Source organism: Maribacter aestuarii, from assembly GCF_027474845.2.
In the GTDB taxonomy this organism is placed as follows: domain Bacteria; phylum Bacteroidota; class Bacteroidia; order Flavobacteriales; family Flavobacteriaceae; genus Maribacter; species Maribacter aestuarii.
In genome coordinates this window covers 2,882,235-2,902,566 of record NZ_CP107031.2, presented here as the reverse complement: position 1 = coordinate 2,902,566, position 20,332 = coordinate 2,882,235, and the positions used below count along the sequence as shown (strand labels likewise).

At 37.7% G+C, this 20,332-nt stretch carries 17 protein-coding genes and 1 pseudogene; 13 read left to right on the top strand and 5 right to left on the bottom strand.

What is annotated here, in order from left to right; genetic code table 11:
- Positions 1–49 precede the first annotated feature (49 nt).
- Positions 50–1,120: a branched-chain amino acid aminotransferase gene (locus N8A89_RS13210; protein WP_289644454.1), complete on the top strand. Its 1,071-nt coding sequence runs from the start codon at positions 50–52 to the stop codon at positions 1,118–1,120.
- A gap of 25 nt (positions 1,121–1,145) precedes the next feature.
- On the opposite strand, the gene N8A89_RS13205 is transcribed toward N8A89_RS13210, so the two are convergent.
- A complete protein-coding gene (locus N8A89_RS13205; RefSeq protein WP_281542666.1) occupies positions 1,146–1,532 on the bottom strand; it encodes a pyrophosphohydrolase domain-containing protein in 387 nt (128 codons plus the stop codon).
- 551 nt (positions 1,533–2,083) lie between these two features.
- On the opposite strand from N8A89_RS13205, the gene crcB reads away from it, so the two are divergent.
- The 4 genes and pseudogenes from crcB (at position 2,084) to N8A89_RS13180 (ending at position 5,534) form a co-directional block, all read left to right on the top strand.
- Complete coding sequence (gene crcB, locus N8A89_RS13195) at positions 2,084–2,455, top strand: fluoride efflux transporter CrcB (RefSeq protein WP_289644453.1); 372 nt, start codon at positions 2,084–2,086, stop codon at positions 2,453–2,455.
- Between the two features lie 290 nt (positions 2,456–2,745).
- The gene (locus N8A89_RS13190) at positions 2,746–3,084 is read left to right on the top strand and encodes a P-II family nitrogen regulator (RefSeq protein WP_281542664.1); all 339 of its coding nucleotides are present in this window, start codon (positions 2,746–2,748) and stop codon (positions 3,082–3,084) included.
- 29 nt (positions 3,085–3,113) lie between these two features.
- Entirely contained in the window at positions 3,114–4,352 is a 1,239-nt protein-coding gene (locus N8A89_RS13185; protein WP_281542663.1) for an ammonium transporter, read from the top strand.
- Positions 4,353–4,467: 115 nt separating this feature from the next.
- Positions 4,468–5,534: pseudogene (locus tag N8A89_RS13180) on the top strand (porin).
- Between the two features lie 74 nt (positions 5,535–5,608).
- On the opposite strand, the gene N8A89_RS13175 reads toward N8A89_RS13180, so the two are convergent.
- Positions 5,609–6,262 (bottom strand): DUF1684 domain-containing protein, encoded by a 654-nt coding sequence (locus N8A89_RS13175; RefSeq protein ID WP_289644452.1) that lies wholly within the window; start codon positions 6,260–6,262, stop codon positions 5,609–5,611.
- Positions 6,263–6,350: 88 nt separating this feature from the next.
- Here N8A89_RS13175 and N8A89_RS13170 point away from each other — a divergent pair, with 88 nt between their 5' ends.
- Positions 6,351–7,070: a DJ-1/PfpI family protein gene (locus tag N8A89_RS13170; protein ID WP_430682000.1), complete on the top strand. Its 720-nt coding sequence runs from the start codon at positions 6,351–6,353 to the stop codon at positions 7,068–7,070.
- Here the strand turns inward: N8A89_RS13170 and N8A89_RS13165 are convergent.
- Both N8A89_RS13165 and N8A89_RS13160 read right to left on the bottom strand, forming a co-directional pair.
- Positions 7,057–8,469, bottom strand: coding sequence for an alpha/beta hydrolase family protein (locus N8A89_RS13165; RefSeq protein ID WP_289644451.1), 1,413 nt, complete (start codon positions 8,467–8,469; stop codon positions 7,057–7,059). The two genes, N8A89_RS13170 and N8A89_RS13165, sit on opposite strands and share 14 nt — an antisense overlap.
- A 106-nt stretch (positions 8,470–8,575) precedes the next feature.
- The gene (locus tag N8A89_RS13160) at positions 8,576–9,028 is read right to left on the bottom strand and encodes an Lrp/AsnC family transcriptional regulator (protein WP_281542660.1); all 453 of its coding nucleotides are present in this window, start codon (positions 9,026–9,028) and stop codon (positions 8,576–8,578) included.
- Between the two features lie 117 nt (positions 9,029–9,145).
- Between N8A89_RS13160 and N8A89_RS13155 the strand changes: the two genes are divergently transcribed.
- The 7 genes from N8A89_RS13155 (at position 9,146) to N8A89_RS13125 (ending at position 19,469) form a co-directional block, all read left to right on the top strand.
- Positions 9,146–9,535 carry a hypothetical protein gene (locus N8A89_RS13155; RefSeq protein ID WP_281542659.1) on the top strand — a complete coding sequence of 130 codons (390 nt, stop codon included), beginning with the start codon at positions 9,146–9,148 and terminating at the stop codon, positions 9,533–9,535.
- Between the two features lie 97 nt (positions 9,536–9,632).
- Positions 9,633–10,484, top strand: a complete 852-nt coding sequence (purU, locus tag N8A89_RS13150; protein ID WP_281542658.1) for a formyltetrahydrofolate deformylase — start codon at positions 9,633–9,635, stop codon at positions 10,482–10,484.
- Between the two features lie 41 nt (positions 10,485–10,525).
- Positions 10,526–11,230 carry a DUF4197 domain-containing protein gene (locus N8A89_RS13145; RefSeq protein ID WP_289644450.1) on the top strand — a complete coding sequence of 235 codons (705 nt, stop codon included), beginning with the start codon at positions 10,526–10,528 and terminating at the stop codon, positions 11,228–11,230.
- Between the two features lie 311 nt (positions 11,231–11,541).
- Positions 11,542–13,059, top strand: coding sequence for an AraC family transcriptional regulator (locus tag N8A89_RS13140; protein ID WP_281542657.1), 1,518 nt, complete (start codon positions 11,542–11,544; stop codon positions 13,057–13,059).
- Between the two features lie 612 nt (positions 13,060–13,671).
- The gene (locus N8A89_RS13135) at positions 13,672–16,911 is read left to right on the top strand and encodes a SusC/RagA family TonB-linked outer membrane protein (RefSeq protein WP_289644449.1); all 3,240 of its coding nucleotides are present in this window, start codon (positions 13,672–13,674) and stop codon (positions 16,909–16,911) included.
- 24 nt (positions 16,912–16,935) lie between these two features.
- A complete protein-coding gene (locus N8A89_RS13130) occupies positions 16,936–18,642 on the top strand; it encodes a SusD/RagB family nutrient-binding outer membrane lipoprotein (RefSeq protein WP_281542654.1) in 1,707 nt (568 codons plus the stop codon).
- Positions 18,643–18,668: 26 nt separating this feature from the next.
- Complete coding sequence (locus N8A89_RS13125; RefSeq protein WP_281542653.1) at positions 18,669–19,469, top strand: hypothetical protein; 801 nt, start codon at positions 18,669–18,671, stop codon at positions 19,467–19,469.
- Positions 19,470–19,815: 346 nt separating this feature from the next.
- Here N8A89_RS13125 and N8A89_RS13120 read toward each other — a convergent pair whose 3' ends face one another.
- Entirely contained in the window at positions 19,816–20,325 is a 510-nt protein-coding gene (locus N8A89_RS13120) for a hypothetical protein (RefSeq protein WP_281542652.1), read from the bottom strand.
- Between the last annotated feature and the right edge of the window lie 7 nt (positions 20,326–20,332).

The window sequence follows — 20,332 nt, the reverse complement described above, 5'->3', positions numbered from 1 at the left end:
TGGCAATTGGGATATTTCCTTAATTTTATTTGATTAAACAGACATTTTAATGAGCATTGGAACTAAGAATATCATTGTTGAGAAAGCGAAGACCTCTAAAATAGGGCAGATAGATTTTGACAATTTAGCTTTTGGATCGGTCTTCACCGATCATATGTTGATTTGTGATTATAAGAATGGTTCATGGGGAATCCCAAAAATTCTTCCCTACCAACCTATTACACTAGAACCTTCTGCCAAGATTTTTCATTACGGACAATCCATTTTTGAGGGAATGAAGGCTTATAAGGATAATAATAATGATATTTTTCTATTTAGGCCTCTAGAAAATCATAAACGATTTAATATTTCTGCCAAACGTTTGTGTATTCCCGAGATACCAGAAGAATACTTTATGGACGGGCTAAGAACCCTATTGCAACTCGACGAAGCATTTATTCCAAAAAAAGAAGGAAGTTCATTGTATGTACGACCATTCATGTTCGCTTCGGGCAAAGGATTTCATGCCTCACCAGCGGATGAATATAAATTCATCATCGCCTGCGCTCCATCCGGCTCCTACTTTTCTGGAAAAGTGAAGGTGCTTATAGAAGAAACCTACTCCAGGTCGGCCAATGGCGGAGTCGGCTATGCTAAGGCCGGTGGTAATTATGCAGGTCAATTTTATCCTACCCAATTGGCAGTTGCCAAAGGTTATAACCAGGTTATATGGACCGATGATACCAATCACGAATATATTGAGGAGGCGGGAGCAATGAACATTTTCGTGCGTATTAAGGATACTCTAATTACTGGACCTACAAGTGATAGAATATTGGACGGCATAACCCGAAAGAGTATTTTGGATATCGCCAAAGATCAAGGTATTTCTACCGAGGTCAGGAAAATTACGGTTTCCGAAGTTGTAGATGCTGCAAAAAATGGAGAACTTATGGAAATGTTCGGCGCAGGAACTGCCGCAGTGATTTCTCCAATTTCTGCATTTGGTTTTAGAGGAACTGATTATGAGCTTCCAGAACTTAAACATAGTTACGGCGCCAAGCTTAAAAAAATAATTACGGATATACAATACAATAAATCTGAAGATAAATTTGGTTGGCGTTACAAAGTGACAACATAAAAAAAGGGGCGTTTAGCCCTTTTTTTTATTTGCTCAAAATAGTATCTATGTCCGGTTTAAAATAATTAGGCCCTTTTAGGACTTTGCCATCTTTGCGGTAAATGGGTTTTCCATTAGCATCAAGTTTACTCATGTTGCTTCGCTGTATTTCGTTAAAAACCTCTTCTATTTTATATTGCATGCCATGTTCTAAAATAGTCCCACAAAGAATATAAAGCATATCACCAAGTGCATCTGCAACTTCTACCAAATCATTATTCCTGGCCGCCTCTAGATACTCTTTATTTTCTTCATCCATAAGATTAAAACGAAGAAGGTTTTTGGCCTCTCCTAAATCGGCGGTCATTTCCTCAGAAACGCCCAATCCAAAAGATTCGTGGAATAGTCTAACCGCATTGATCTTGTTTTTCATTTAAATATTGATGTTTTCAATTAGCTTTGCGTAAAAATATAAAATATGTTCAGCTCTGGACAAATCATTTTTGCCGTACTTTTCGCAATTACATTTATGGTTATTATAGTCATAAGCTATAGAAAAGACCTGAAACTGCATCAAAAAAATTATAAAGGCGTTAAATGGGTAGGAATTTTCTTTATATTATTCTTGTTAATACTCTTCTTCATTAAGTATTTTCTTAAAGATTAGCCAATTTTTTGCATACTCCGCAAAAATTGATTCTTTCACAACAAAAAGCCAGTTTTAAACGTATAATATAACAAATGACGTAATTTTGCGTTATTCATCTATAAGGGGCAATAAATTATGATGACATTCTTTACAATTTTTCTTGTTTTAATCGGTATAAATGCGGTCATGATGATTGTTAGCTTGAAAAGTGTTAGTAAAAAAGCTAAAAAATCAACGCCAAAGGTTTCCGATGTACCGTCCGTAATATATTCATTGGATTTACTTACATCTAGCTACAAGAAGGCAGTATAGTTTCTTACCTTTACTAGGTTGAAATGAAACAATTCTTACTTGTATTTTTAGGGGGTGGTTTTGGAAGTATGCTCCGTTTTTGGATATCAAAAAATCTAAACTCCTATTTTCCCAATTTTTTTTTAGGTACTTTTTTAGTGAACACTATGGGTTGCCTGCTCATGGGTATCCTATTGGGACTATCCTTTAAGAATAACTTACTCACCCAAAATCAAACACTTCTTCTTACTGCAGGTTTTTGTGGGGGATTCACAACTTTTTCGACTTTTGCCTTCGAAGGGCATTCGCTACTTAGAGACACCTCTATACTCCATTTTTCTTTTTATACTTTATTAAGTGTTGTCGTTGGCATAATGGCAATTGCTATTGGCCTATGGATTAGCAAACTGATATAGGTATATTAATTTAGATAACACTCCACGATACTATACGATTGCTATCCATTTCATGGATTTATTGCACTTTCCGCAACTTTTTTAATACTTCCGTGCAATTTTTATCAATATTTCTTCCTTTTTGTCAAATTGAATCTACAATTTCCTAAAATATTGAATAGTATAATCCTATACCTATAATTTTTTAGGGTCTATTTTATGATAACTATAAAAATACCCAGACTACCCCCAATATTTTTAGGGTGTTAATTTTATTAACATATATTTGGCTCTTTAAAACCAATAACAAAATGAAAAAAATTGAGGCAATTATTAGAAAGTCCAAATTTGACGATGTAAAAGAAGCATTGCATCAAATTGAGGTGAACTTCTTCAGCTACTGGGACGTAACCGGAGTTGGAAATGAAAAGCAAGGTCATGTTTATCGTGGTATTTCCTATAGTACTACGGACATTCAAAGAAGATATCTTTCCATTGTAGTTTCTGATGAATTTTTAGAGAAAACGGTTAACGCCATTTTGGAATCAGCTTATTCCGGAAACGTGGGGGACGGAAAAATCTTTGTTTCCGATGTAATAGAAGCATACCGCATAAGAACAAAAGAGAGTGGCCAGGCCGGCATCAATTAATATAATCAACTAACTAAAAATTTTAAAAAATGGACGCAGGATTATTTACAGCAAATAATGTATGGATGATGTTGGCTACCGCATTGGTATTCTTCATGCATACCGGTTTTGCCTTTCTAGAAATTGGACTGACCAGACAAAAAAATACAATCAACATATTATTTAAGAACATATTTATTATCACCGGAGGTCTCTTGCTTTACTATGCTTTTGGCTTTAACCTTATGTATCCCGGCTTTGAAGATGGGGATGCTGGAATCTTAAAATTTGCAGGGTTCGGAATCGGAGCACCGGAAAATGGAATGACTCCTGACTACGCAGATGGAGGATACACCTGGTGGACAGACTTCCTTTTTCAAGGTATGTTTGCCGCAACGGCGGCTACCATAGTTTCTGGAGCGGTTGCAGAACGTATCAAGATTGGTTCCTTTATGATTTTTACCGTAATCTATGTAGGATTGGTATATCCAATTGTGGGTGCATGGAAATGGGGTGGCGGCTTTTTAGATTCTTGGGGATTCTATGATTTTGCCGGTTCCACATTGGTACACTCCGTTGGGGGCTGGGCCGCATTGGTTGCTATTTTCTTATTAGGTGCTAGAATAGGTAAGTTCGGAAAAGATGGAAAAGCCAAGGCTATTCCCGGTCATAGTATACCAATGGCTACTGCAGGGGTGTTAATTCTGTGGTTGGGTTGGTTTGGCTTTAACGGTGGTTCCGTTCTTTCTGCAGACCCGGAACTCACCTCTTTGGTACTCGTTACTACTAGTTTGGCCGCCGCCGCTGGAGGCTTTGGTGCTTTTATACTTTCTACAATTTTATACAAGAATTTAGACCTTACCATGTTCCTAAATGGTATTTTGGGAGGTTTAGTAGGTATTACGGCAGGAGCCGATTTAATGTCACCTAATGAGGCAGTAGTTATTGGCTTTTTGGCGGGACTAATTATCGTTCTAGGTGTTGCACTCATCGATAGATTAAAATTAGACGATCCCGTTGGAGCAGTTACGGTACACTTGATCTGTGGCATCTGGGGAACATTGGCCGTTGGTATTTTTGGAGCCAAGGCCGGTGGGGAACAGTTTATGACACAACTCTTTGGTGTTCTAATTATTGGTGCCTTTTGTATAGTTACCTCTGGTATTATCCTGGGCGTACTTAAGGCGACCATAGGGCTACGTGTTTCTAAAGAGGAAGAATTAGAAGGGCTGGACATCCATGAGCATGGAATGGATGCCTATGCCGACTTTAGAATGAATCAACATTAATCAAAAACAGGAAAAGAAAAACGGAGCGTTTTGCAGAACGCTCCGTCAAAAATAATCTTTTCAAAAAATTCAAATCATCTCAATCAATCCCAAAATGGGATTTAAACTCAAACTTATGAAAGCGATTACAATTACAAAATTCGTAAAAAAAAGTATCTTATTAGCATGTGCTGTTTTTTCATCAAGTGCTATGTTCGCACAAGATACAGAAGAAGAAACATCCAAATTTTCTTTTAGTGGTTCAATAGACGCCTATTACAGGGCTAATATTAATGCCGGTAATGGTGTAGATGCACAAGCTCCAGGAAGTTCCTTTGCAAATTTACCTGGTTTTTCTTTGGGTATGGCAAATGTCATAGCGGGTTACGAAGGTGAAAAAGTAGGTTTTGTCGCAGACTTAGTATTTGGACCACGCGGGACGGATGCAATCTTCGCATCTCCAATGTATTCAGCTACAGGAGACATTGTTAATCAACTTTATGCTTATTGGAATGTAAGTGACAATGTTAAATTGACGTTTGGTAATTTCAATACCTTTTTAGGGTACGAAGTAATTTCTCCAACTGCCAATTTCAATTATAGTACTTCCTATCTTTTCTCTTACGGACCATTTTCACATACGGGACTAAAGGCCGATTTTACATTATCGGATGATTTAAGTTTGATGTTAGCGGTTATGAACCCTACCGATTTAACCGAATTTAACCCAACGGGACAATATGCTTATGGTGTTCAGCTTGGATACAGCGGACAATATGCCAATTTATTAATTGATAATGGCTCTTTTGAAATTGATTATACCGGTGGGTTTGAACTTTCGGATTCTTTTTTCTGGGTCTTAACGCCGCACTTTTTAGTGGAGACGACGAAGATGGTATAGGAAGTTTTGCCGGTGTGGCAGTCTATCCGCAATTGGCTACCTCAGAAAACTTCACCATTGGTTTAAGAGGTGAGTATTTTTCTGAAACTGATTTTTTTGGAGCAATTGGATCTGTTGATCCAGAAGGCGATGCCAGTGTTTTCGCGGTTACACTTACCGGAAGCGCAACTATAGGTGACTTAATGATAAAACCAGAATTTAGGCTAGACAGTGCCTCAGAGGATGACAACTTTGTAAACGGAGACGGAGAACCAATTAGCAGTTTATCAAGTTTCTTGATAGCAGCAATTTACTCGTTCTAAAAAGGCAAGAATGATTAGTTGATTTTTATAGTTTAAGAATGAAATGCCCGACTTCAACATCGGGTTTTTCAGTATTAATCCTTTTTGAAAGCTTTGACCCCGGCCAAAACCTTTGTGTCCAAATTATTAACACTTGGCACCAACGGGCAAGAATATTTCTTGTTATAGGCACAATATGGGTTGTAAGCCTTATTGAAATTCAGCACGATGCTATCCCCAACTGGTATTTTTAAGTCTAAGTATCTTCCACCTCCGTATGTTTCAGTTCCGTTGGTATTATCGGTAAAAGGTAAAAAAAGATAATCTACAAACGCTTCCTCTAGGGTAAGTTCTGGATTTTGATAAATTTCAAGTTTATATTCTTTTCCGTTCAACGTAAAATGCGCAATTCCGTATACAACCTCTTTAGATTTCCGTTCCGTAGTAGTAGGCATTAAAAAAGGAATGGCATCGGGCGTTCTGCTAAATTTTGCCTTTATAATGTAATTGGTATCCGGCTTAAAAAAATCCAAACCATCAAAATCCTTTCGGTACCTGTCCGGCAGCGGTGATACTTCTGGATCTTTAAACTCAGTGTTCAATTCTTCCTGAAATTGAAAAACCGAAGCAAGCTTTTCGGACGCGGTAATCGGAGTTTCGCGTTCAATAGAATCATGATACTTTTTTTCATTACCACAAGCAAAAATCAATAAAGAGAGGCTCCATAAAATGTATCGTAATCGTTGCATACAACCCGTATTTGATACAAAAATACAACATAACAATTTTCTCATAAATCGAATTCAATGTACTTTGCAACCATCAAATTTTGAGATTATGAAAAAGTACTTGGTATTGTATGCCATTATGATGGTTTTAGTAAGTTGTAATCAGACGGTGAATCAACAGGAAGGTACTGTACCAAATATGGAACCTGACCGTTATAATGTTGCATTTCTTATAATGAATGGCGTCTACAATACGGAACTCACGGCACCCTTCGATATTTATCAACATACGCAATATAGGCAGGGCATAAAAGCGATGAATACTTTTTCTTTGGCAAATACACTAGATCCTATAAGGACTTTTGAAGGTTTGCGCATCCTTCCTGATTACGATTATACGGCCCAGGAAATTCCACCCATTGATATTTTGGTAGTGCCTAGTGCGGAACATCATTTAGATAGCGATTTGAATGACACCATTATGCTAAATTTTGTGAAACGCGTTGCCAAAGATGCACAATTTGTTACCAGTCATTGTGACGGGGCGTTTGTATTGGCCAAAGCGGGTTTACTGGACAGTGTGGTGTCCACTACTTTTCCGAGTGATATTGGGACTTACAAGAAAATGTTTCCGCATTTAAAAGTTAAAGACAGTGTTTTGTTTGTACATGACGGCAAATATATTACATCAGCTGGAGGGGCAAAAAGCTTTGAGGCTGCACTCTACCTTTGTGAAAACTTGTATGGAAAGGAAATTACCAAATCGTTGGCAAAGGGACTAGTTATTGACTGGGACTTGGCACAAGTGCCATATTTTAGTCCTCAATGAGGTCGTAACGGGATTCTTTTAGATACTTTCGCACCAACTCATTGAATTCTGGTGTTATCCTAAACAAAGCCGTATTTTCCAAAGCGTAAAGTTCAGATTTATTCTTATACCCATTCTTCAGTAATTCTTCAAGATAAAACATAGCCGTTCCATAATCCTCTATACTAGCACTATAAGAGATTACTTTCAAATAACTTTCATAATCGGTAGGCTCCGTTATCGTTTTTAGCATATATAAAAAATTTAGAGCTTCGAAATCAACTTTATCCCCAGATTTGATTAAGTCTATATTATCAGCTATTAAAGCATTAAGGTAACCTCTTAAACGCTTTCCCATACGCCTCTTAAACAAATTAGTACTTTGTTCTATTTTGTCCAGTTCTGACATTTGATAATTCCACCAACCCAGGTTATTATAATTATAAGTAATTATATCTTCTTCCAAATAGTAATTATAATCCTCTTTGGTAAATGTTTCTTTTAGAAAATAGTTATTCTGTTCTCTATTTTTAGTTCTGAACGAATTACTTCTTTTTAGTGCTCTAAGTGTACTCTTTAAAGAGTCCACCTCCAACAGAGGATTAAATACGCGATTGACAGTTGATAAGCGATAGTTGGCCAATATGGGCCTATCATTCGTAAACATTTCATTAGCCTCCGCCAAAAAATTATTATAAGACTTGGTAATTAAGCTATCATTCTTTGCTTCCATCCCCTTGGCCATGCCATGGAGGGCAAAAATTCTCATAGCATCTGCTATATGATCTTTATTTGGCCATTTATGGCCTCCATCAAAAATTAAAAGTTGATTGGGAAACCTTAGCTTATCCAGAATTTTTTGGTCTACGAGCATGGCTCTGTAGTTATAATCTTCCCTTCCGACTATTCCTATGAAATAATAAGGGTTCTTATTGTTAAGGATTTCGATGTTGCCAATTGCTGCTCCGCACGAAATAACTCCCTCAATATCCTTAATGAACGTTGGTAGAATAGATGCAAAACGCGCCCCGCTGGAAAATCCACCCGTATAAACACGTTTTTTTAAGACAGGAATCATATCCACCACCGTATTGAACATTCTACTTGTAATCAAAACATTTTGAGATATGGTCAAAGTGTCATTAACAGCATTGGAGCCTACCAGTACATAACCTTCTTGCTCCGCGGCATCCTTAAACATAGAAAGCGATTGTTTTGCCTTACCCTCCATATCAAAAACAAAAAGAACTGGCCATGCCTTTGTAATTTGAAAGCTACTAGGTAAGTAAATAGCCATGGTTTCGGAGAGGGAGTCATTAACAACAATGTCATCGGTTATTGTGCCCTTTGTCAGTCTCAATTCTTGAGCCACTAATAGTATAGGAAGCAAAAAAACTATTAAAGATGTATTTCTTTTCATGCTAATGACTGTATCAAAAATCTAGCCAAATTTTTTATTTAAATTTAAGTATTAACTGCTCTGAAATTTAAAAATAAGGACAGTTTTTTTAATCATTACCTAGTTACTAATTTTTAAGCCTGTGAAGAGGGGCATCTGAAATAACTTGAGATAGCACGATACTTGTCCTCGTTTCTCCATATTGAATTAATTTATCAATAAATTTTTCCAGATGAAACTGATCTTTCAAAACCACCTCCATAATAATGTTTTCGTTACCAGTAATCCTGTAGCAATTAACCACTTCTTCTAATGTGTTTACCATAGCTAAAAATGGCATCAATTTACCCATAAAAGCCTTTAGCGTAATTATTGCCTTTAACTGATGCCCTGTTAGCGAATGGGAGACCTTTGCCGTATACTTTTCCAAAATTCCGTAATCCTCCATTTTTTTTACCCGCTCCGCTACAGCTGGTGCAGTAAGGCCAATTCCCCTTCCGATATTGGCAAAGGATTCCCGAGCGTTCTCTTGAAGTCGCTGTAGAATTTTCCAGTTTATTTCGTCTATTTTAATATCCAAAGTTTTCAATTAAAAATACTTTCTTTCAAAAGTAAATTTACAAAATACCTTTAGAAACGAAAGTATTATGAGAATTAACTGCTGTAACTTTAAATAAAATTGCTTGATAAGTCCGTAATGTCCAAAAGAAGATTAGAACATATTCCCATTTATAAGAAAGCAATGGAGCTTTGTATCATGAGCAGAGAAATTGCTTCGTATGTTTCGTTCAACAAAGACTTAATGAGACTCTATGAGTCCAACAGCTTAAGGGATATTATAGCAAATTCACTTTTAACCGATGCCATACTCATTCCTCAAAAAATTGCCCAAACAGAATTTTCTACTTCCAACTCGGAACGTCTAAAGAACGTTTCTTTCATAAATATCATGATTAGAAACATCAACTCCTATTGTCTTGGGTTGGAAAAGGATGGCGTAAAGGAAACGGAATACCTAAATTTATTGCGGGCGGAGCTCAAAAGCTTTAGAAAATATTATAAGAGGTGGAAGTCTTCCTTCAGGTAAAATAAAGTTTCTCATCCCTGATTTTTCATTCACATCGTTACACTTACGTTTAATTCTATTCCATAAAATCTTATTTTTGTCGGCATAAAGCTATACATTGAAAACTATTATTCTTATCAATTGCCCTGATCAGCCGGGCATAATTAGCTCCGTTACTAGCTTCATTCATTCAAAAAAAGGCAACATTGTTTACCTAGATCAACATGTGGATAAGCCTGCAGATGTTTTTTTTATGCGTTTGGAAAGTGAATTCGACCAAGAAAATTTCAATCTTACCAAATTCAAAGAAATTTTTGAGAAAGAATTGGCCAGTCCGTATAATATGAGTTGGAGCCTACATACGAGCGAGCTAAAACCTAAAATGGCGCTCTTCGTCTCAAAATATAATCACTGTTTATATGATCTACTGAGTAGGTTCAAGTCCGGAGAATTGGCCGTAGATATTCCTTTCATTCTAAGCAATCATCCAGATTTGCACTACGTAGCTCAGCAATTTAATGTACCGTTCTATCATATACCTATTACAAAAGAAAATAGGGAAGAAGCCGAGCAAAATCAGCTAGATTTATTAAAACGCTACAAAGTTGATTTCATTGTTTTAGCAAGGTACATGCAAATTGTAAGCGAGCATCTTATAGGTAAATTTCCGAACAGGATTATCAACATACACCATTCCTTTTTACCGGCTTTCGCAGGGGCTAAACCTTATCATGCGGCTTTTAAGAGAGGTGTTAAAATAATTGGAGCTACAAGTCACTATGTTACCGAAGAATTAGATGCGGGGCCTATCATTGAACAAGATGTAACAGCTGTTTCCCATACACATTCGATTGCAGATTTTATTAGTAAAGGCCGTGATCTTGAAAAAATTGTTCTGTCCAGGGCGGTAAAACTGCACATTTTAAGAAAAACAATGGTTTATAACAATAAAACGGTAATTTTCTCGTAAGCTAGGTATCAGCATCTAAAACAAAATTAATTTCTACGGATATGGCTAAAAGAATGTGTCTCATACTAACAATACTTTTTTTATCCTCTTGCAACGAACTTCAGCAAGTGGTGAACCAACTACCCCAAGGGACAGTTTTAAGCAATGAGGAAATTGCAAATGGGTTAAAGGCAGCTTTGGATAAGGGGGTAGATCAGCAAGTAAGTAAACTTGCGCAGACCGATGGTTTCTTTAAAAATGAACTTGTAAAAATTCTGCTCCCGGAGGAGCTAAGAAAGGTAGACAAAACGTTGCGGGACATAGGATTGGACAATTTGGCGGATGAAGGGTTAAGAGTACTAAACCGTGCGGCCGAAGATGCCGTTGGTGAAGCTACGCCTATTTTCATCAATGCTATAAAGGAGATAACCTTTACCGATGCCAAATCCATTCTTCTTGGAGACGATAAGGCTGCAACAACGTATCTCATTAATCGTACGGAGACCGAATTGTACAATAAGTTCAATCCAGTTATAAAATCATCGTTTGAAAAGGTAGGTGCAGATAAAATATGGAATTCACTCATTAACAGATATAACGCCATTCCGCTAACCAATGACGTAAATCCAGATTTGACGGATTACGTAACAACAAAAGCCTTAGATGGGGTTTATACGATGATTGCCCTTGAGGAAAAAGAAATAAGGACAAAAGTTTCATCCCGAACTACGGATATATTGCGTAGAGTATTTGCGATGCAGGATTAAGAACATTTTTTAACATTCTCCACAATATATCTAATTATAACCCGTTAAAAATTAAAACACTACAGTTATAAAATTTTGAGTTAGTAATTTTTGAGTTAGTTAGTTTAAAAACCGGTGGGAGCACCGGTTTTTTGTTTTACAGACACATCCACACAGACTTCAAAACTTTGAATTCAGTAGATAATCCATTAGCCGAAACACCATTAGGACGGGTAAATTATTATCGGGGATTACCTTTTTAAGGTTTCCTTAAGATTTCGTCTAAATTTTATGAGTAATTTAAGAGTACGCTAATTCATCAATCAAAACCAATGAAAAATATAAGAATCTTAATCACATTCTTACTTTTAGGCAGTTATCTTTATCCTATTCCGCCGATAGAGTTTAAGGAAATCAAGAATAAACATGTCCAGTTTTCTGCTGAAGAAAACCTGGAGAAAGCCGAGAATTTATTCATAGAAAGAAGGTTTCCCGAAGCTATAGAAACCTACAAAGAAGTTCTAGCGAAGAGTACAAATGATAACCCTGTAATCTTAAAAAAAGTTGCCCAAAGTTATTCTGCGCTTCATAATGCCCAACAAAGTGTTAGTTATCTTGAGGATTATCTAAAATCGGATTTTAATACCCGTATACTGGATGATTCCTCCTTTGATACTATAAGGGATACAGCAGAATTTGAAAAAATCACCACCAAATATAGCCCTTACTTTAGCGTATGGTCTTTCATGTACCTCTATGTAGCTTTAATCGGCTTTTATATAGCTATTGTTCTTCAGTTCAATAAAAAAGTTGATTGGATAGCAAAAATCCTCATCAGCAGTTTCATTTTCATTCATTCGTTCTTCATTTTTCATATTTGCCTTAACATTACCAATTATCAATATCACTTTCCTCACTCCTACTTGATGTCAACGGTCTTTTCCTTTTTGTACGGGCCTTTATTATATTTTTATTTTAGAAGGATTACCCAAAAATATCGGTTTAGGAAATTAGACCTACTCCATCTAATTCCAACTGCACTGTTTATCATATATATATTTCCAACCTATTCACTTTCCAGCGATGCCAAACTTGAATTAATGTTGGAACGTGCCCAAAGCGGTCTTAATCCCGGAGATTCCCCTGATGTCGTTATTTTAGTAATCCTAAAGCTGATTTCCTTAATGGTTTATGGTTTCTTCATCAGAAAATTATATTTGGAAGCCAAACATAAGAATGAGTTTCATAACAAGGCAAATCGCATCTGGCAACGCAATATTTATGTCATTCACGTAGCTTATATATTTTGCTATGCCGGATATGGAATTCTCATAAGCAACCACATAATTTCTGGGTTCCTGTACCATTCCCAAGTAATCTGTATGGCATTGATGGTGATGTACATTGGCTATTGCGCCAGCGTGCAACCTAGGGTTTTTAGTGGGTCCTTGACTTTTGATAAGATTTTTTTCAAATATGAAAAATCAGGACTTACGGAAAGTTTGTCAAAAGAGCTGATGGAAAACTTAATAAGGTTGTTTGATGAGGAAAAAATATATAAGGAAAACGATATTAACCTAGAAAAATTAGCTGATCGTTTAAATACCACAAGACACAATGCCTCACAAGTCATCAATGAACATTTTAAAATGAATTTTCATGAGTTGGTGAATAAATACCGAATCAACGAAGCAAAGCAAATATTTGAAACCGATAGTCATTGGAATTTAAATATTATAGATGTAGCCTATGAGGTAGGTTACAACAATAAGGTAACTTTTAACAAGGCCTTTAAAAAAGACACCCAAGTCACCCCTAGCGAATACCAAAGAATGGCATTGGAAGTATAGAGCCTAGGTAAAAACTAAGTAATTGTTCATCGGGTGTGTAAACGTTTATAAGTCTTTCCTAGGGTTCCAATTTGAGCTTGTTATTTTGAATACTAATTTCTAGTGTAAAGCAGCTCTGTAAGCATACTTCTATAAGAAAATATCTTCTAATTTCTTAGAGTTTCGTTTGAATTAGTCATCAAACCTTTTCAGGGCTGCAATTTACACATCGCCTTCATCTCGTAGAAAAACCAACTTCCTAACTCACAAATTTCTTCAGATTCCGAATTTTTCAACATCCACCTTTCTTATGATTGCATTTTCACAAATAGCCCCCACAAATTAAATCAGTTAAAAAATTCAACAAGCAAAGTCTCATTTGTTATAAAAGGTAAAATAAACGTAAACATTTATCGGAAAAGTAAACGTTTATAAGTGTTTCCTCCTATCACTAAAAGACCCTGTTACTTTGGCGTGAATGACTAATGTAAAACAACTCTGAAACAGTTAAGTATCATAACAACAGTTTCGAAATACTTTTTTTTAAAGTATAAACCCAAACTCAGCTTTTAGAACTGCTCGGGACAGATTTTACATACAGCATTCATAACTAACTCATTTAAATTTTATCATATGAAAAAAAAATGTATTTGGTTGTTCATGCTTTTCCTAACGGGAATGACTTGGGCTAACGCACAAAAAAAAACTGTAACCGGTAATGTGACGGACGAAGAAGGCGTGCCTCTACCGGGTGTAAACATCTTGGTAAAAGGGACAACCACAGGAATTCAAACCGATTTTGATGGAAATTATGCCATTCAGGTTTCCGAAGGTCAGGTCTTGGTCTTTTCCTATATAGGTCAGCGAACAGAGGAACGCACCGTAGGATCGGATGACGTAATTAATGTAACCATGGTAGAGGATGCCCAGGCTTTACAGGAGGTCGTAGTTACGGCACAAGGTATTGTTAGGGAGAAACGGTCATTAGGATATGCCGTTACTACAGTCGAAGCCGAGGCTGTGGAAGCAAGGCCTGAGGCAGACATAGGACGAGTTCTCAGTGGCAAGGTTGCTGGTGTAAATATCACGGCAAATAACGGACTATCAGGTTCTGGAACCAATATTATTATTCGGGGTTTCTCATCTGCAACGCAATCTAATCAACCCTTATTTATAGTTGACGGAATACCTTTTAATTCCGATACAAACACCCAATCCAATTTCTTAGATGGTAATACGGAATCTAGCCGATTTTTGGACATTGATCCAAATGCTATCGAATCCGTTAGCGTACTAAAGGGTCTAAGTGCTACCGTGCTTTACGGTAATAGAGGGCGCAATGGTGTAATTCTTATAACGACAAAAGGATCTATGACCGGAGACGCACCCAGTAAAACGGAGGTCTCCCTAACACAGTCCGTATTTCTTTCCAATGCGATATTACCTGATTATCAAGATAATTATGGCGGTGGTTTTCATCAAGGCTTTGGTTATTTCTTCAGTAATTGGGGACCTAGGTTTGACAGAACCGATGATGATGGTATTGCCAACGCAGCGCAATTTGTAGGAGGATCGCCCAACGGAACGGCTATTTTAAGACATCCGTTTAATTTCATAGCCGACCCAACCTTAATAGCTGGATTTGAAGATTTACTGGATGACCCATACCCCTACAAACCATATAATGGTGTAGAGGAGTTTTTTAGGACAGGATATGTTTATAGTACCTCTGTGAATATTAGAGGGGGTTCGGAAAAAGTAAGTTTCAACGCCAATTACGGCAGGACCGAGGATATTGGGTTTACGCCCGGCAACAATCTAATAAGGAATAATTTCAGTATCGGGGGAAATGCCAGGTTATCTAATAAGCTTACGGCTTCTGGTGTTTTTAATTTTGTCAGAACAGGTTTTAAATCCCCTCCCAATGCGGTTAGTACAGGTAGTGGTGCTGCATTTAATGGAGGAGCAATTTTTGGGGATATTCTTTACACCCCTAGAAGTGTGGATTTAACCAATCTTCCTTTCCAAGCAGCCGATGGAAGAAGTCTTTACTACAGATCCGGTAATGATATTCAGAATCCCTATTGGACCGTAGCAAACTCCAAAACATCTCAGGACACGGAGCGCTTTATTGGCAATATGTCTTTAAGCTATGAGTTTAATGATTGGATGAACCTTACCTATAGATTAGGGTTGGATAGTTACACAGAACTTAATAGCTATGGACAAAACAAAGGTGGTGTTGACGGACCCGTTTTAGGTATCTTACGAACATCGGCAGCAAGAAACAGTATTTTTAATCATGATTTGATTTTAAGTGCGGACAAAAACTTATCCGACGATTTAAACCTCAAGGCTACCTTGGGCTTGAACAGCAGAAGAGATACTTTCTCAAGAGATGGTCTTGAAAGTACTGGACAGTTGGTTTTTGGAGTTCTAGAACATTTTAATTTTACAACACCTTCTGCCATTAATTCATTTTCTGGAATTCCAATTAATAGGGATTTCGAAGAAAATTTAGTTGGTGTTTATTTGGATGCGACGCTGTCCTATAAAGATTATATTTATTTAAACGCGGTAGCTCGTAATGACTGGTCTTCAACTTTGGAAACAGAAAATAATTCTATTCTATATCCTGGAGCCAGTGTATCATTTATTCCTACGGAAGCATTTGAAGGCATTCAGGGAAATGCACTTAATTATCTCAAACTTAGATTTGGATATGGTTCCTCGGCCGGTTTCCCAACCCCTTTCAACACAAGGGATGTACTCACTTTGGGAGCAAGAAATTTCATTGACAGCAATGGAAATGTCATTTCTGGAAATACAGTTTCGAATACGCTAGGAAACAGAAACTTGAAAGCTGAACGTATTGGCGAACTAGAACTAGGGATGGACTTTAGACTTTTTAACCGGCTTAACTTTAATGTAAGTCTTTACGAAAAGACTACAAAAGACCTAATCACACAGCAAACTCTGGATAGCTCAACTGGCTTTACGAACACATTTGTGAATATCGGGGGAATAAGATCTCAAGGTGTGGAAGTTGATTACGACTTGGACATCATCAAAAACCAAGGGAATGGTTTGAGGTTTAATTTAGCCGGTAACTTTACTACCAATGAAACCATAGTTACTGATTTAGCTGAAGGCACTAATAATATTCTTCTAACGTTTGCAGTAGCGGGAGAAGCCGCGAACTATGCAGTAGAGGGCAGACCGTTTGGTGTCTTTTTAGGGTCAACCTTTCTTAGGGACGCTAATGGGAATAGAATTGTAGGTGGTAATGGACGTTATTTGGTAGACAATACCATTTCTGAAATTGGTGATCCAAATCCTGATTGGACTACTGCGGTAATACCTTCTATATCTTATAAAGGTCTAACGTTTTCTGCAAATTTATCCTATAGGCATGGTGGGGACATTTACTCTCTAACCGCTGCATCTTTAATTGGTCGTGGTACCGTAGATGCAGATAACCCTATAGATCGCGAAGCCAACTATATACTTCCAGGAGTATTTGCGGATGGTACGCCCAATAACGTAGCAATCTCCTCAACAGAGGTCGGTTTTAATACTTTTTTTGGAGGGGATATTAACGAACTTAGTGTTTTTGACGGTTCTACCATAAGGCTTCAAGAAGCCTCTTTGGGATACTCTATTCCTAAAAAATTGCTAGAAAAGACTCCATTCGGAGCACTTTCTTTTACACTTTCCGGACAAAACCTATGGTTTAAGGCTTTAAACTTTCCGAGCAACCTTAATTATGACACTAACGCCTCTAGCGCTGGTGTGGGTAACGGACAGGGAATTGATTATATCACTGGACCATCCGCACGCAGATATGGTTTTACCGTAAGGGCAAGTTTCTAATCAGTAAGTGCTAAAACAAAAATTATGAAAGAAATAATGAAAATAAAAAAATTGGGTTTCGCCCTAGTATGCATACTACTTATCGGTAGTTGTGAAACCACTGAATTACAGGTGGTGGAAAGTCCCAACGACTTAAGTCCCAACCAAGCAAGTGTGGACTTTTTCCTAAATCAAATTCAACAAATGACCGCGCAAATTCATTCTGGTGAAGAAGGTAGAAATGAAAATGGACTAAGTCAGTTCGGAATGGAACCAGTGCGAATACAACATGGTTTTGGCCCAACTTACAGAGATATGTATAATCCATCGGATTTTGACAGACTATGGGATAATGTCTATGCTCGGGCACTTATAGATATCCGCACGATGAACCCATTGGCAGAAGAAGCTGAGCAGTTTACACATTTGGCCATTGGCCAAGTTCTTGAAGCTTACATAATGATGTCCATGGTTGATTTTTTTGGTGATATTCCCTATTCCGAAGCATTAATAGGCAGTGAAGGTGTTCTCAATCCTAATGTAGATTCCGGTGAATCTATTTATGAGGCCGCAGACGCTTTATTACTAGCTGCTTTGGAAAATTTTAATAAAGATGAGTTGGCCCTACCAACAAATGATCTTTTTTATGGTGGTGACGAAAGCAAGTGGATACGATTAGCGAATACGATGCGCTTGAAATTATATCTACAGACACGTTTGGTAAATGAATCTGAGTCCATTACGGTTATTAATAACTTGATAGCACGAAATGAGCTTGTTTTAGACGCATCTGACGATTTCTTTTTCCAATGGGGAACATCAAATGCAGCTCCAGACAGTAGGCATCCTTATTTTGATGCCAATTATGACGGAGCCGGACCTGATAGTGATTTTTATACATGTAATTACTACATGGATTTAATGGCAAATCAATATGGTGAACCAGACCCAAGAATAAGATATTACTTTTATCGCCAACAAAGTGATTTTTCCGGAGCAGACGTGGTTACGAAAGAATGTGTTACTCAGATAACTACGCCCTCGTGGTGGGATGCCGACCAACCATATTGCACCGTACCAAATATCAATGGTTTAAATGGCTATTGGGGTCGGAACCATTTGGACGATGACGGTATTCCGCCGGATGATGCTTTTAGGACTTTACATGGGGTCTATCCCGTTGGTGGGCCGTTTGATGACGATTCCTTCAGAAATGTATCTGGTTCAGGCGCTGTGTCTGAAGGACTCGCAGGTGCCGGTATTTCTCCGATTATGATGTCCTCTTACACCTACTTTATGTTGGCCGAAGCAGCTTTGGAATTAGGAACGAGTGGAGATGCAAGGGTCTATTTGGAGAATGGAATAAGAGCCTCCATCAACAAAGTAATTTCCTTTGGGTCTTCTTTAGCGGCAGGAACTTCTTTTGTTCCGTCTGGTGGAGCTATCGATGCTCATGTTTCTGAGATATTGTCCTCCTATGATAGTGGAAGCAATACGGATAAATTAAGAATTATCGCGGAGCAATATTTTATTGCTTTATGGGGAAATGGTATTGAGGCTTTCAATACATATAGAAGAACAGGACAACCGGACAACTTGACACCTGGTTTTGTCCTACAGGACTCAGGAACCTTCTTACGCTCCATGTGGTATCCCCAAACGGCTACGGACAGTAATAATAACTTCACCCAAAAAGCAGCTCCAGATACACCTGTGTTCTGGGATACTAATCCAGAAGGGTTTGTTAAGTAGTAACAATCAAAATAAATAAGTAAAAAATGAAAATAACAATAAGATCAATATTAGGAATTTTTGCAATGGCTGTAATAGTTACATCATGCGAAGATGAGGACAAGAACCCTTTGAATCTTTTAGAATTAGATGATTCAAAAGCTCCTTATGTAAGAATACTAGTTGAGGAAACAATTGTTGCCGCCGGCGATATTGCATCGAGTTCCCTGGTGGCTAACGTGGATGCCTTGGAAAACAATGTAGCTTCTTGGGAGCTAGCAGTAAGTAGAGAATCGGGAGGAGTTGTAAGCGATACCGTTCCACTTACCACGATCACAAGCTTTCCAAGTCAATTATCCATTCCTTATACCGAAATTGCGGGTGCATTGGGCATAAGTACTGATGAAATTTCTGGTGGTGATTTCATACGGTTTTTAGGAACTGCCACGGGAACAGATGGGACTGTGGTCACATTTGATAATTTTAGCCCCAATATTACCGGTCAGCCGGAACAGCGACAAGCCTTTAATTTCATCGTTTTGATTAAATGCTCCCCAATTTCCGACGCCACCTTAGCCGGTACTTGGACCATTGATATGACCGATCTCTTTGGTGACGGTTGGGACGGAGCTTTTGTAACTTTTGAAATAGATGGAGTAGCAACAGATTATACTTTTAGTGCAGGAGCTGCTGCTTCTTTTGATATAGATGTCCCCTCAGGTACATCACAATTGGTAATTTCCTATACTAGTGGTGCCTTTGAAGAGGAACATATTTATACAATTACTACACCCGATGGAGACGTAAGGGGACCATTTGGACCAAATCCTTCGCCATGTATTAATTAACATCCGCTAGTGGTCACACTGCTTATACTTTAATAAAAATTCGTAAGAGTCATTCTGTTCATCAATCAAAAATAGGGTGGCTCTTATTGATTATAACAATTTAATGATCCAAAGCCCTACCTCCTAGTGTAAAATGAGAGTAAAAATTAATCGGAAATGGAAATGTTTATAGGTATTACCCGTTAAGACCAAGCATCCGTGTTAATTTGTAGTAGTAATCTAACCAATAGTAATTGTAATGCAGCTCTGGGACGACCTTCAAAAAAAGAACTTCTGTCTTATTTTTTAGAGTGGTTATTTGAATTAGCTATCAATACCCTCCTGGGGCTGCTTTTACTAACCTGTGTTAATCCAATTTTCTATATAACCCATCAAAAAGTACGGAGACCACATTTTTATCAGATGATAAAACTTCCCATACTTGCCTGACCGTTCCGTCCTTATTGTTGGTCCAAGAGATTCTATTGATATAGGTACTACCATCGGTATGCGTAAAAGGCTCCGAGGCGAGAATCATTTGCTCCCCCTCCCTATTTCCTTTAAGTTTGAGATGAGTCCCTGAATTATCAACCCAGAGTTGTTCCCATTGTCCTGATGATTGATTAAAAAAATTAAGGCTAGTTCCTGTGGAATTTCCATCCGTACTAACCCACTGTTCTTGAAGAACACAACCTTCTTCCAGCTTATTAATCGTATTATTTCCCAGCTTTTTACCCTCATTGCCTTCAACTACCCAAGACCCGACCCAAAAATCAAAATTCATATGATTTTCTGTACAGCAAGAACAATCACCCGTTTGACCATGGCCATATAAAATAGTCGTGAAAAATACTACTATAAAAAAGCGGGTTTTCATATCTAGT

What these genes read in the sequence shown, in the direction of transcription:
- N8A89_RS13130 (WP_281542654.1), top strand. Translation starts at nt 16,936, where the DNA reads ATGAAAGAAATAATGAAAATAAAAAAATTGGGTTTCGCCCTAGTATGC.
- N8A89_RS13170 (WP_430682000.1), top strand. Translation starts at nt 6,351, where the DNA reads ATGAAAAAGTACTTGGTATTGTATGCCATTATGATGGTTTTAGTAAGT.
- N8A89_RS13175 (WP_289644452.1), bottom strand. Translation starts at nt 6,262, where the DNA reads ATGCAACGATTACGATACATTTTATGGAGCCTCTCTTTATTGATTTTT.
- N8A89_RS13190 (WP_281542664.1), top strand. Translation starts at nt 2,746, where the DNA reads ATGAAAAAAATTGAGGCAATTATTAGAAAGTCCAAATTTGACGATGTA.
- N8A89_RS13140 (WP_281542657.1), top strand. Translation starts at nt 11,542, where the DNA reads ATGAAAAATATAAGAATCTTAATCACATTCTTACTTTTAGGCAGTTAT.
- crcB (WP_289644453.1), top strand. Translation starts at nt 2,084, where the DNA reads ATGAAACAATTCTTACTTGTATTTTTAGGGGGTGGTTTTGGAAGTATG.
- N8A89_RS13120 (WP_281542652.1), bottom strand. Translation starts at nt 20,325, where the DNA reads ATGAAAACCCGCTTTTTTATAGTAGTATTTTTCACGACTATTTTATAT.
- N8A89_RS13185 (WP_281542663.1), top strand. Translation starts at nt 3,114, where the DNA reads ATGGACGCAGGATTATTTACAGCAAATAATGTATGGATGATGTTGGCT.
- N8A89_RS13145 (WP_289644450.1), top strand. Translation starts at nt 10,526, where the DNA reads ATGGCTAAAAGAATGTGTCTCATACTAACAATACTTTTTTTATCCTCT.
- N8A89_RS13210 (WP_289644454.1), top strand. Translation starts at nt 50, where the DNA reads ATGAGCATTGGAACTAAGAATATCATTGTTGAGAAAGCGAAGACCTCT.
- N8A89_RS13205 (WP_281542666.1), bottom strand. Translation starts at nt 1,532, where the DNA reads ATGAAAAACAAGATCAATGCGGTTAGACTATTCCACGAATCTTTTGGA.
- N8A89_RS13125 (WP_281542653.1), top strand. Translation starts at nt 18,669, where the DNA reads ATGAAAATAACAATAAGATCAATATTAGGAATTTTTGCAATGGCTGTA.
- N8A89_RS13165 (WP_289644451.1), bottom strand. Translation starts at nt 8,469, where the DNA reads ATGAAAAGAAATACATCTTTAATAGTTTTTTTGCTTCCTATACTATTA.
- N8A89_RS13135 (WP_289644449.1), top strand. Translation starts at nt 13,672, where the DNA reads ATGAAAAAAAAATGTATTTGGTTGTTCATGCTTTTCCTAACGGGAATG.
- N8A89_RS13155 (WP_281542659.1), top strand. Translation starts at nt 9,146, where the DNA reads ATGTCCAAAAGAAGATTAGAACATATTCCCATTTATAAGAAAGCAATG.